This is a genomic window from Nitrosomonas sp., assembly GCA_031316255.1.
In the GTDB taxonomy this organism is placed as follows: domain Bacteria; phylum Pseudomonadota; class Gammaproteobacteria; order Burkholderiales; family Nitrosomonadaceae; genus Nitrosomonas.
Genome location: JALDQW010000001.1, coordinates 3,209,224 through 3,221,491 on the forward strand (window position 1 = coordinate 3,209,224; position 12,268 = coordinate 3,221,491).

Annotated in this window: 11 protein-coding genes and 1 pseudogene; 5 read left to right on the forward strand and 7 right to left on the reverse strand. The window is 45.5% G+C overall.

The features are described from left to right. Positions 1 to 129 precede the first annotated feature (129 nt). Both MRK00_14210 and MRK00_14215 read right to left on the reverse strand, forming a co-directional pair. Entirely contained in the window at positions 130 to 606 is a 477-nt protein-coding gene (locus MRK00_14210; GenBank protein MDR4518520.1) for a hotdog fold thioesterase, read from the reverse strand. Positions 607 to 713: 107 nt separating this feature from the next. Then, entirely contained in the window at positions 714 to 1,307 is a 594-nt protein-coding gene (locus tag MRK00_14215; GenBank protein MDR4518521.1) for a DsbA family protein, read from the reverse strand. A 606-nt stretch (positions 1,308 to 1,913) separates the two neighbouring features. On the opposite strand from MRK00_14215, the gene MRK00_14220 reads away from it, so the two are divergent. From MRK00_14220 to MRK00_14240, 5 genes are all read left to right on the forward strand, one after another. Continuing rightward, positions 1,914 to 3,956, forward strand: coding sequence for a TonB-dependent receptor (locus MRK00_14220; GenBank protein ID MDR4518522.1), 2,043 nt, complete (start codon positions 1,914 to 1,916; stop codon positions 3,954 to 3,956). Between the two features lie 138 nt (positions 3,957 to 4,094). Beyond that, a complete protein-coding gene (locus tag MRK00_14225; protein MDR4518523.1) occupies positions 4,095 to 5,252 on the forward strand; it encodes a PQQ-dependent sugar dehydrogenase in 1,158 nt (385 codons plus the stop codon). A gap of 208 nt (positions 5,253 to 5,460) precedes the next feature. Further along, entirely contained in the window at positions 5,461 to 6,654 is a 1,194-nt protein-coding gene (locus MRK00_14230) for a PhoX family protein (protein ID MDR4518524.1), read from the forward strand. A 61-nt stretch (positions 6,655 to 6,715) separates the two neighbouring features. Continuing rightward, positions 6,716 to 7,861, forward strand: a complete 1,146-nt coding sequence (locus MRK00_14235) for a trypsin-like peptidase domain-containing protein (protein MDR4518525.1) — start codon at positions 6,716 to 6,718, stop codon at positions 7,859 to 7,861. A 54-nt stretch (positions 7,862 to 7,915) separates the two neighbouring features. Continuing rightward, the gene (locus tag MRK00_14240; GenBank protein ID MDR4518526.1) at positions 7,916 to 9,214 is read left to right on the forward strand and encodes a dicarboxylate/amino acid:cation symporter; all 1,299 of its coding nucleotides are present in this window, start codon (positions 7,916 to 7,918) and stop codon (positions 9,212 to 9,214) included. Between the two features lie 7 nt (positions 9,215 to 9,221). Here the strand turns inward: MRK00_14240 and MRK00_14245 are convergent, their stop codons facing one another. The 5 genes and pseudogenes from MRK00_14245 to MRK00_14265 form a co-directional block, all read right to left on the reverse strand. After that, complete coding sequence (locus MRK00_14245; GenBank protein MDR4518527.1) at positions 9,222 to 9,644, reverse strand: biopolymer transporter ExbD; 423 nt, start codon at positions 9,642 to 9,644, stop codon at positions 9,222 to 9,224. Next, positions 9,644 to 10,432 (reverse strand): MotA/TolQ/ExbB proton channel family protein, encoded by a 789-nt coding sequence (locus MRK00_14250; protein MDR4518528.1) that lies wholly within the window; start codon positions 10,430 to 10,432, stop codon positions 9,644 to 9,646. The genes MRK00_14245 and MRK00_14250 overlap by 1 nt, the downstream gene beginning before the upstream one ends. Before the next feature lie 5 nt (positions 10,433 to 10,437). After that, positions 10,438 to 11,148: an energy transducer TonB gene (locus MRK00_14255; GenBank protein ID MDR4518529.1), complete on the reverse strand. Its 711-nt coding sequence runs from the start codon at positions 11,146 to 11,148 to the stop codon at positions 10,438 to 10,440. Between the two features lie 344 nt (positions 11,149 to 11,492). Then, positions 11,493 to 11,945: a TetR family transcriptional regulator C-terminal domain-containing protein gene (locus tag MRK00_14260; GenBank protein MDR4518530.1), complete on the reverse strand. Its 453-nt coding sequence runs from the start codon at positions 11,943 to 11,945 to the stop codon at positions 11,493 to 11,495. After that, positions 11,919 to 12,014, reverse strand: a pseudogene (locus MRK00_14265) (TetR/AcrR family transcriptional regulator). Before MRK00_14265 ends, MRK00_14260 begins: the two are co-directional and overlap by 27 nt. Positions 12,015 to 12,268 lie beyond the last annotated feature (254 nt).

Below are 12,268 nucleotides of genomic sequence, written 5' to 3' on the forward strand. Positions count from 1 at the left end.
TTTAGGTTTTATCATTAAAAGCTCCTCCTGACGAGGGGCTTTATTATTTACTTTTATCTGATCATCAAAATGTTTCCGGTTAAAAATTCCAATAAATTTCAATATACGGAAACTTTGAAACGACACAGCTTAATCTTTTCGGTCGACCACAACATGCCCTTTCTGTGCACTCAGGGTACCATGGTCAATAATCGCCAACGTCAGTCTTGAAATTGCCACACGTTTGCCGGTGGCTTCTTCGGTTATATCCGTTTGCCAGACCTGCGTGCGCCGTCCGGTATGCAGCGGTGCGCACGTTCCAATAACATGACCTTCAGTCACTGCCCGGATATGATTAATATTCAGCTCCAGACCAACTGCACGGTATTTATCGGGATCGATAGTCATCCAACCGGAAACGCTACCCAAGGTTTCTGATAACACGCAGCTTGCCCCGCCATGCATAATACCAAAGGGCTGCGTTGTTCGTTTATCAACCGGCATGCGCGCTTTCAGAAAATCAGGACCAATTTCGGTGAAATGGATGCCAATATGTTCACCCATATTGGCATTACGTAAACCTTCCAGATACTCAACGGTGTAATCTTTAAACCAGATACTGCTCATAAAATTCCTTTAATTTAAATTGTTTTTCTTAGGAGTGTTGTCATGTGTTATGCGCACTGATGCGCGTGCAGATTTTTGATAAATGAATGTGAAAACACTGGGATACATTAATCGCCACTTATCACGGCGTTAATTTCACTGAGCATTTTATGATGATCCTGATAATCCACTGTAATCGGATAAAGCCTGTTCTCATGCATCATTCGTAGCGACGGAAATGAAAAAGCGCGTAATTTGGTTGCCATACTGAGTTCCTGCTTTAGCGCACTTTCAATACTTTCACTGGCCAAATCTGAGCTCAACAATGCGCGATCGATCCCTATTGCTTCAGCGCAATCACAAAGTGTTTCGGATAAAGACGGATTTTTCGCATTCTGATAATACGCATTCTGGATTGCTTGCAACATATCAAGACCTGACACAGGGTTCTGTTTTCTGGCAGCCAGAATCGCCCGACAAGCCGGATATGTGGAGCGTATTGGCGTATTTTTCGTCCAGAAATCATAGTTGAAATGGACTCCCGGCACCACTTTCTCAATTTTCTGCCATGTATGCTGGATCATGACACGCATGTCTTCTGGCATGGGTTCTTCAGTATCCTGCGCCAGTCCGCCCAAAATATAAATAATCTGAACTTGTTCGGGTAATTCCTGCTTTAGCGCAGACCAGCTCCTGGTAAACGCGTAGCACCAGCTGCACATGGGATCATATATATAAAAAAGCCGCGGCAATGCGTGTTCTGAAAAATGAGATTCGGGCATCTATGAGGAAAACAACAAATTGAGAGACAAGCTGTACTTTTTAACGTTCATCCAAAAATGTTAAAAATCAAACCATTTACCGGTTGCTTAACTCTATCATCGCACAAACAAAACTGACAAACAGCCCTATCAGTATATACGCCAACACCGCACCTTCTCCGGTAATAAAAAAAACTAAAAATAAGATGAAGGAGATAGCTAAAGAAGCAATCATTATGTTTTTTATCATACAAGGGCTACTCTTTTAAGTGGTAAAGGTTTGTCAACTTCACGTCAAAACGATCAGCTTATCAGCATGAATTATACCAAGTTGGCTATGAAATGGGTTTAATCCGAAGAACAAGATGCTTCTAAAAACATTGGGCCTCGATTACTCTGTTTTTCCGATGGATGCGTCATCATCCCGATTAATGATACACTTGCCCGCATTTTGATATTCCAGCGATTAGCTTTGACGTGTGTGTAGACTTGATTTATTTATCCTTTCGATCGATTCAAACTCAAACCTATCGCGTTATATTACCTACCACTTATCTGATATGCATTTTGATTTTAATCGGGTTAGCAGCGCCGGTTGCAGCAGAAAAGCCTGAAATCTCTACTTTACCTTCATCTATCATCCTCAACCCGATTAACATTACTGCAACACGTAGCGAACGGCAAACTAATGAAATTCCGAATTCAATTTCACATTTCAATCGCTACCCGCAACAGGATTTTCAACCCGGCGTCACACTCGACGAATTTGCGCGCAGCTCGCCCGGCGTTTTTTTTCAGAATCAGACTAATTTTGCCCAGGATTTGCGGATTGCCATTCGCGGTTTTGGTACGCGTTCGGCATTCGGCGTGCGCGGGATTCAGATGCATGTCGACGGTATCCCGCAGACGCTGCCGGATGGCCAGACACAACTCGATTCGATCGACCCGTCGCTTATCGATCATATGGAGATTGTACGCGGCCCACTGGCTTCGCTGTACGGCAACGCCTCTGGCGGCATGATCGGCATGTCAACACGTGAAGCGCCAGAACGGTTTGCTTTGTCTCCACGTCAGGTCTTTGGCCAGTATGGGTTATTCAAATCCGAATTGTTTGCGGGCGGGCGCCATCAGCGTTTTGATTACACAGTGTTTGGCTCGCATCTGCAAAAAAATGGCTGGCGTGACCACAGCGCAGTACAGAATTATTTTTCGCAGGCGCGGTTGAATTTCAAAATCAGCGACGATTCGGATTTAATGTTGTTGTTCAGGAAATTCTATTCGCCTGAAGCCAACGATCCCGGCAGTCTAACGCTTGAAGAAATACGGGTCAACCCTCGTCAGGCATCAACGCGAAATCTGCAATTTAAAGCTGGTGAAACCGTCGATCAGGAGCAAATGGGCGTTCGTTTTCGCAAAAGACCAACTGTAAATCAGGAGTTGTCCGTCACCGCGCATATGCTGCACCGCGATTTTCAAAACCACCTGCCCTTTTTTGATGGCGGACAGGTACAGTTTGACCGTTATGTGGGTGGCGTTGCTTTACAATACAGACATGACCACCGTTTATTTGACCGTCCCAATCGTTTAATCGTCGGCGTAGATTACGGTGTTCAGAATGACGATCGGCAGCGGTTCAATAATAACGACGGTTTACGCGGCGCCATGACGCTCAACCAGATTGAACGCGTACAGAATGTTGGGCCTTTTTTCCGAAACGAATGGCGCGTGCAGGACAAAATAGACCTGGTGCTGGGCGGTCGCTGGGACTGGTTGCATTTTAAGGTAAAAGACGCCTTCAGCGATGACGGCAACCAGTCGGGCGATAAAACGTTGTCTCAGGGCAGCGGCACCGTAGGGTTGGTCTATCACCTGAATGAACAGCATCAGATTTACACCAACATTGCTTCGATTTTCGAGACCCCCACCACCACCGAATTGATCAATAACCCATCCGGCAAAGGCGGATTCAATCCAAACCTGGATCCGCAAACTTCGTTGAGTCAGGAACTCGGCATACGCGGCGGTCAACTTGGATTTCAATACGAAACTACGTTGTTTTACATTTATACCTGGGATGAGATTCTGCCGTTTGAACGCCCCGATTCTCCAGGGCGGGCGTTTTTCCGCAATACCGGCGAATCCAGCCGTCTAGGTGTGGAAACTCGGCTGGCGACGCTGGAATGGAAAGGACTGCGCGGAGAAGTCAGTTACACCTACTCGGATTTTGAATTTGAACAGTATGTAATCAACGATGTTAGTCTTAAAGGGAACGCCTTTCCCGGCATACCCCGGCACCGTTGGGAAGGATTGCTGCGCTATACGCATCCATTTGGATTTTTCGGTCAGTTTCATGTGCAACGGATTGGCGCGTTCTTCGTCAATGATACCAACTCGGTTGCCAATAACGCATATAATCTCGGCCAACTGCTCATGGGCTGGCGCACACGCCACCGCTGGCTGGAGGGCTCACTGTTTGTTGGAATCAACAATCTGTTTGATGCACAATACAATGCCAATACACGCATCAATGCTGCCTTTGGCCGATATTTCGAGCCGGGCGCACCGGTCAATGTATTCGGCGGACTGCATATTCGTCTAACACCACTCTAGCGCGTGGACAATCAAGTATTGAGACTGACTGTCAACGATGATACATTGAGGTTTGCACAACCCAATACCCGGTTAAGTTGTGAAGAACATGCACACCGGATAATTTGCAACCGGTGTAGCCAGAATAAAGGAGAAAAGATGTTCCAGCGATCTTCATTCAAAACAAGCACACAAATTGGTGCGTTATTTATCCTGTTTTTTTGTACCTACATTTTGACATCCCTGGCGCATGCACAACGCATTGCAACACAGTTCGATGTCAAAATTCTTACCCGCGGCCTGCAACACCCCTGGGGTATGGCATTCCTGCCGGATGGAAAAATGCTGGTTACAGAACGCCCAGGCCGGTTACGCATAATCACGTCCGACGGACAAATTTCTGAGCCAGTCAAAAATGTCCCCACTGTTTATAGCGAGCAACAGGGCGGCCTGCTCGATGTCGCGCTCGATCCGAATTTTGCCACCAATCGCCTGATTTACCTGTCGTATGCCGAGCCTGTCAGCACATCGGAGGGTATTGTTGCCAGCACCGCTGTCGCCCGTGCCGAACTCGCGGAAAACAGTTTGCGCGATTTAAAAGTGATTTTTCGTCAAAACCCTAAAACCCACGGCGGGCAGCATTTCGGTTCGCGTCTTGTATTCACACCCGATGGCAATTTGTTTATCACCCTTGGCGACCGTGGCAATCATATGAAAGAAGCCCAAAACCCAGGAAATCATATCGGCGCCATCATCCGCATCCGGCCGGACGGTTCAATTCCCGATGACAATCCTTTTGTCAAAGATCCGAAAGCAAAACCCGAAATCTGGTCATATGGCCACCGCAGTGTTCAGGGTGCAGCAATACATCCGGAGACCGGTGAGTTATGGATTCATGAACACGGCCCGCGCGGCGGTGATGAAATCAATATTCTCAAGCCCGGCAAAAACTACGGCTGGCCTGAAGCCAGCTACGGCGTACATTATTCGATGATACCCATTAAGGATGAGCATGCTGAACAGGGCTTTGAAGAACCGATTTACTACTGGACGCCCTCTATTGCCCCTTCCGGCATGTTGTTTTATACGGGCGGACTTTTTCCGGGCTGGAGAGGCAATCTGTTTATAGGTGCGTTGGCCGGTCAACATCTCGTCAGAATGACAGCCAGCAATGATAAAGTATTAGGTGAAGAACAACTGCTGCAAAACACCTTGCGGTTTCGCGATGTTGAACAAGGCCCTGATGGCGCCATTTATTTATTGACAGATGAGGAAGACGGCAAGATTCTCAAAATGACCCCGGCTGTTACGCAGTAAGCGTGCCACTGATGAGATTAATTAATGTAGCTTGATTCAAATTCAATTGTCTCCGGATAAAAGGGATTGGTCTTATACAGGTTCATTTGTGCAATTGTTCAAAAAAGTACATTGAACAACCGGGATGGATATAGAATAAGAGCTTTAAAATAATGCAACACATCCTGTTAGCAGTTTTCGTTTATTCTAATTTAAAACTCCTGGACGGATGACGTTATCTTCAACCGATATGAATATATTTGCGCAACGACGCCGAAAATTTCTCAAGCTCGGCCTGGTCAGCGGATTAGGTATTTTCTTTTCTGGCCACTGGTCTTCTGTACCAAGCCAGGCCGCTTCATTGATTCATGCGGCCAGCAGTGGACTGTTGCCGCCCGATGCTAATGGCGTGCGTTTGCCCAGGGGATTCAGTTCCCGCATTGTTGCGCGTTCCGGCCAAACACTATTCGGGTATAAATGGCATGCTGCACCTGATGGCGGCGCCACATTTGCCGTGAAAGAGGATGGTGGCTGGATTTATGTTTCCAATTGCGAGCTCAAGAACAAGGAAGGTGGCGTCGGCGCTATGCGCTTCAACCGACACGGTGAAATCGTTGACGCTTATTCCATCTTGAGCAATACCAGCCGTAATTGTGCAGGCGGTCACACGCCCTGGAATACCTGGTTATCATGCGAAGAAACTAACAAGGGACGAGTGTGGGAATGCGATCCTTTTGGTAAAATTCCGCCGCGCATGAGGCCTGCACTTGGTACATTTAGACATGAAGCGGTTGCGGTTGATATCCTCCAGAAACAGTTATATTTGACGGAAGACAAGCCGGATGGTCGCTTTTACCGTTTCACGTCCAATGCAATCGATTCGACTGGCAAGCTAGATCTGGATAACGGCATATTAGAGGTTGCCGAAGTCATCAATGGCCGAATTGGCGAAATTCATTGGCATTCTTTACCTGATCCGCACGCAACCTCTATGCCCACGCGTTACCAGGTTAATCACAGTACGCCGTTCGACGGCGGCGAAGGCATCTGGTATCACGAAGGAATCGTTTACTTTACCACCAAAGGCGACAACCGGATTTGGTCTTACGATACCCGGAACATGCAACTGCGCATTGTTTATAATGCGTCCTATTATTTGTTTCCTGCTTTGACCGGCGTGGATAATATTACAGCCAACGCGGATGGCGAACTCATTGTTGCCGAGGACGGCGGTAAAATGCAAATTGTTGTAGTCAGTCCGGAAGGCGTTTTGCCGCTGTTGCAAGTCGTCAATCAAGATCAATCGGAAATCACCGGTCCGGCTTTTAGCCCTGATGGTTCGCGCTTGTATTTCAGCTCACAACGAGGCACTTCAGGCATGCATGAAGACGGCATTACTTTTGAAGTATCCGGACCGTTCTGATTTATTAATACCATGCAATTTGATCAAATCAATTGCGTTGATCTACAAGGAGTAAACCCATATGTCCGTTAACGGTCGATTTTTATCCCGTTTATTCTGGATTATAATGGCAGCCCTGCTGTTGCTCATATTTTTACGCAACCTGCCCGATTTTCTTGTTTCAGATTTTTTTGTACCGGACGGCAAGCGGGAATATGCCACGCCGCGTATTGTTGAAGCACGCGGCAATCTGGCGGAAGATGAAAAAAGCACCATTGCATTATTTGAAAATGCACGCGATTCGGTTGTGTTTATAACCACCCGGCAACGTGTTATGGATGCCTGGACGCGAAATATTTTTTCCGTACCCAGTGGAACCGGATCCGGTTTTATCTGGAATGATAATGGTCATATCATTACTAATTTTCATGTGATCAAGGGTGCCAGTGAAGCAATTGTCCGCTTGGTAGACGGCCGTGATTACAAGGCCGCGCTGGTCGGCGCAAGTCCAGCCCATGATATTGCCGTGCTTAGAATCGGCATCGGTTTTCAACGCCCCGCACCGGTTCCGCTTGGTACCAGTAACGATCTTAAAGTCGGTCAAAAAGTTTTTGCTATCGGTAATCCTTTTGGATTGGACTGGACATTAACGACAGGCATAGTATCTGCACTTGACCGATCGCTACCCGGTGAAGGTGGCCGTACAATCGATAATTTAATTCAAACAGATGCAGCGATTAATCCTGGAAATTCTGGGGGGCCGTTACTGGACTCTGCAGGACGGCTGATCGGTATTAATACGGCAATTTACAGTCCAAGCGGTGCAAGTGCGGGCATCGGTTTTGCGGTGCCTGTAGACACCGTTAACCGTGTTGTGCCGCAACTGATAAGCCGTGGCAAATATATTCGCCCGGCACTGGGTATTACCGTCGACGGTAAATTCAATGAACGCCTAACAGGCATGATTGATATAGCAGGCGTTGTCGTTCTCGGAGTCAGCCGCGGCTCTGCAGCCGATACCGCCGGCCTCAAAGGCGCACATATTTCATCAAATGGTGAAATTACCCCTCGAGACATTATTATTGCCATTGATAACAAGCTGGTTGATTCTGTCGAAAAACTGTTGTCGATCATAGACGGGTATCGCGTGGGCGATACCATACAGGTCAGAATACTTCGTAATGAACAGGAAATAGAAGTTCCTGTCACATTGCAGCCGGGAGAATAAACGCAATCCACCAGCACCGACCGTAATCGTTGCGTCTTAACGCATTTCAATACCATGAATATAACCACAAAAATACTGATCTGGATGGTTGCAGGGCTGGTACTTGGAAGTCTGATTAATAACTTTGCACAAGATCATGTTTTTATCCAGGATTACCTCGTAAACGGCTTTTTTCATGTCATCGGCGCGGTTTTTATCAATCTCCTAAAAATGCTTGTGGTTCCTTTGGTTACTTTCTCGCTTATATGCGGCGTATGCGGAATTGGCGACATTAACAAGCTGGGACGTGTCGGTATTAAAGCATTGGCTCTGTTTCTTATATCCACAGCCTTGGCAATTTCTTTGTCAATACTTGTAGCTGTTTACATCGAACCGGGTAAAGATTTTAACTTGTCAGAAAGTACGGCGATTGAATTCATAGCACCGGAAGCACCGCCATTTACTCAAGTATTAATCGATCTTGTCCCAAGCAATCCTGTTGCCGCTTTCGCTGAAGGCAATATGTTGCAGATTATCTTTTTTACGATTTTATTTGCAATTTGTCTGCTCATGATCGGTGAACGCGGGCGCGTTATCATTGATGGCGTCGGAAGGCTCAACGACGTTATGATGCAAGTTGTCACCATCGTGATGTCCATCGCACCTTACGGCGTTTTTGCATTAATGGCAAAAACCTTTGCGCTGCAAGGAATCGGCCTGATTATTCCTATGATTGGATATTTTAGTGTCGTTGTCGTTGTTTTACTCTGTCATGTAACAGGTACACTGATGATCTTGCTAAAACTGCTGGGAAGACTCAATCCCATTACATTCCTCAAAAAAGTTCGGACTGCGCAAATTTTTGCTTTTAGCACTTCAAGTTCAAACGCCACGATTCCTGTGACACTCAGAACAGTTGAAAAACGCATGGGTGTCGATAACTCAACAGCATCATTTGTCGTTCCATTCGGCGCCACCATAAATATGGATGGAACAGCCATCATGCAAGGCGTTGCCACTGTCTTTATCGCCAATGTCTATGGTATAGAATTAGGGGTTAGTGGTTATCTGACAGTTATCGGCATGGCTGTGCTGGCGTCAATCGGCACCGCCGGTGTTCCAGGTGTGGGTCTGATTATGCTGGCCATGGTCTTCAATCAAGTTGGACTTCCTGTTGAAGGCATTGCACTGATTATGGGGGTAGACCGTCTGCTGGACATGATACGCACTGCGGTAAATGTCACCGGCGACGCAGTTGTTACAGTTATTGTCGCACACAGCGAAAACAATTTGTCACAGGACGTATACAATGACCCTTGCGCAGGTATTCTGGAATCCGTTCATTTACCGCATGACGATACGCACAATACGTAACCAAACGCTATTCCTGTATCGTTGGGTCAGTGATAAATCCAATTCTTGCCATTCCAGCGTTGGCGGCAATACTCATAATACGTGCGACATGTTCATAATGCGCTTCTTTATCAGCTTTGATATGTAATTCTGTTGTCGGTTCCTGGGCAACAGTTGTCGAAAAACGCACTGACAGTTGATCAAGCATCACCGGTTCACCATTCCAAAACAAGCTGCCATCTTTCCGAATAGCCATTTCGACATGTTCCGGCTGAGTTATATTCGGCGTGCTTTCAGCCTTGGGCAAATCAATCTTTACAGAATGAGTCAACAGTGGCGCAGTAATGATAAAAATGATCAATAAAACCAGCATAACATCAACCAATGGCACGACATTGATTTCTGCCATAGGGGCTTGCTGCCCGCTGCTGTTCATACTACCAAATGCCATTATTGTCCCCTTTCTTCAAGATTTGAATAGGTTGTCGCAGGTGCGATGGTTTGTGGAATTGAAGTCGAATGCGATTGATGGTGTTCCTTGCCCCGGTTACCGTTAGTGCTGCCATCACCACCGACGGTGATCAGTACAAAAAGATCGTGTGCAAATGCATCAAGACGCGCAAGCCAGATTCTGTTGCGGCGTACAAATGCGTTATAAGCCAGAACTGCGGGAATCGCGACAGCAAGTCCTAGTGCCGTCATAATCAACGCTTCACCTACGGGTCCGGCAACCTTGTCAAGAGTACCCTGTCCGGATAATCCAATCTGGATCAAAGCATGATAAATACCCCATACCGTACCAAATAAACCGATATACGGCGCCGCAGATCCGGCGGACGCAATAAGCGTCAACCCGTTTTCAACGCGGGTTGCCTCCTGATCAATGCCGTTTCTTAATGCGCGTGTCAAAAATTCGCTAGTTCCGCCGGCAGCAGCCAATTTATGTGAGTCATGAATTTTGGAGTCATCCGATGCTTCAATGCCTAGTTTGGCCAATTCCGCAAATGCATTATTCGGTGTGGTTGCGTTTAACGATTTTCTCACTTCATCGAGCGATTCAACACTCCAGAAATGACTCAAAAATGCCGTTGCCCTTTTTTTTGCAATAAAATTAGTAATACTTTTTGTAATAATCAGGTACCAACTTGCTACTGAGAGTGAGATCAGCAACACCAGCACGCTGATACCTACACCATCAATTTGAGCGAGAAAATGTGAAAAACCAAGTCCTTGTTCCATTAAATTTAATTTCCTTGCAGTACAAAGTTGAAGGGTTGCAACGCAACTGCTCGAACCGGTTGGCCATTACGCATTGACGGTCTGCATTGCCAACTTTTCACGGCTTCTAGTGCCGCATTATCCAAACGCTCATAGCCGCTGCTATCAATCACATGAGCATGATCAATAAGACCGCTTTCGTCGAGTTCGACACGCAATACCAGCTTGCCTTCTTCACCCATGCGGCGTGAAATTGCGGGATATGTTGGCGCAGACAATTTCGGACACGATACAGACAGTTCAGAAGAAAGCGTCACCGGGCCCGTTTGCATTTGCTTGGATGGCGCTTCAATTACTGGTTCAGGCATAATTTCCTGTTCAAGGATGTGTTCTTGCGCAGGTTCCGGTTCTGGCAGCATGACCGATTCATGTTTGGGCAGGACAGGTAATTTTGTAGCCAGTTTTTTGATTTCAGGTTTTGGTTCGGGTTTTTTTGCCGGCTTTAGCTCCACGGGCGTTGGTTCCTGCCTGACTTCAGGCAAAGCTTGAGGAGCAGGCTGAGAAATGATTTCAGCAAACAATGTTACCATTTGTTCTGGTGGCGGTAACAGGCGCTGGTTCCATAGACCGTAAAACAAAACACCATGAGCGATCACTACGATGAACAATCCTGGCAACGAAATAAAGTTCTGCTTAGATCCTAAATAATCAGTATTTTTATGTGTTAGTGCATGCATTGCAGAATAATCTACACCAATTTCAGCAGCCTTATTTCGATTTTTACAAACAAATGTGCACGATTAAACACTTGCGGTCAGACATGAGAATTTGATTAAATAAAATGTTAGATCGTCGTATATCAAATCCAATAGAGTACGCAATGACCCAGAAACACTTAATATCATCGCTCACGATTATCAAGTTAAAATAATTTGCCAAGCTCTAAATAATAAAGCAAACGATAATAATTATCAATAATAATCTAGGTCATTCCTTAGCGTTGTCATACCACCCGAGGATTGCAATATCAGATCAGCGATAATCAGAGCAACTAATTCAGTAAAATCCAGAAAAGTAAGGATTAATCGAGTGCGGCAAGTGTTGAATCAACTATTTCATCCAGTTGATCAATTTCAACCTGTGTGTGTATCATTGTTCTAATACCAGCTATGCTACTCATTAAAAAGTGAGCCAGTGCACTTGGTGTCTTGTTTTTGGTAATGACTCCTTTTGATTGCCCCGTTTTGATTGCTCGTTGCAGCAACTCATTAAATTTGGTAGTTACATTTGATATCATCTTTGAGATGTTGGCGTCACGATCATTAAATTCATAGATCGTATTTGTTACAAAACATCCTATATATCGCTTGTGCCTATTTCTTTTGCGAACTGTATCAACCAAGCCATGCAGAAATGTTTCTATAAAATCTCGGCCTGTTGAAGATTGCTGCACCCCTTTCTCAATTTGCGCGATTTGTTGATCGCAATATCGTGTCAGACAACGTTCAAACAATTGATGTTTGTTACCAAACATGTGATAAAAACTGCTTTTTGAGATATTTGCAGCATTTAAAATATCATCGAGAGATGTTGCATCGTACCCATCAGCCCAGAAAAGATTCATTGCGATTTCCAACGTTTCTTCAGGATCATAACCGAGCGGGCGGCCTTTCTTGCGTTTATTCGTTTGTGGTTCCTTTGTAAGTAATTCGTTTGTAGTTTTCATATTCTTTACCATATTCCATATTATTATTTATTATTAAAATTACAAAAGACAAAATTTCCCTCCAGTATTGAATTACTGATATTCTTCCAATACCATTTTTTGCCAATTAAAAACTTTAAGTGTTGAATTAC

Coding starts and splice junctions, on each gene's coding strand:
- MRK00_14210 (MDR4518520.1), bottom strand. CDS start 606: ATGAGCAGTATCTGGTTTAAAGATTACACCGTTGAGTATCTGGAAGGT.
- MRK00_14215 (MDR4518521.1), bottom strand. CDS start 1,307: ATGTGCAGCTGGTGCTACGCGTTTACCAGGAGCTGGTCTGCGCTAAAG.
- MRK00_14225 (MDR4518523.1), top strand. CDS start 4,095: ATGTTCCAGCGATCTTCATTCAAAACAAGCACACAAATTGGTGCGTTA.
- MRK00_14230 (MDR4518524.1), top strand. CDS start 5,461: ATGACGTTATCTTCAACCGATATGAATATATTTGCGCAACGACGCCGA.
- MRK00_14235 (MDR4518525.1), top strand. CDS start 6,716: ATGTCCGTTAACGGTCGATTTTTATCCCGTTTATTCTGGATTATAATG.
- MRK00_14240 (MDR4518526.1), top strand. CDS start 7,916: ATGAATATAACCACAAAAATACTGATCTGGATGGTTGCAGGGCTGGTA.
- MRK00_14245 (MDR4518527.1), bottom strand. CDS start 9,644: ATGGCATTTGGTAGTATGAACAGCAGCGGGCAGCAAGCCCCTATGGCA.
- MRK00_14250 (MDR4518528.1), bottom strand. CDS start 10,432: ATGGAACAAGGACTTGGTTTTTCACATTTTCTCGCTCAAATTGATGGT.
- MRK00_14255 (MDR4518529.1), bottom strand. CDS start 11,148: ATGCATGCACTAACACATAAAAATACTGATTATTTAGGATCTAAGCAG.
- MRK00_14260 (MDR4518530.1), bottom strand. CDS start 11,945: ATGTTTGGTAACAAACATCAATTGTTTGAACGTTGTCTGACACGATAT.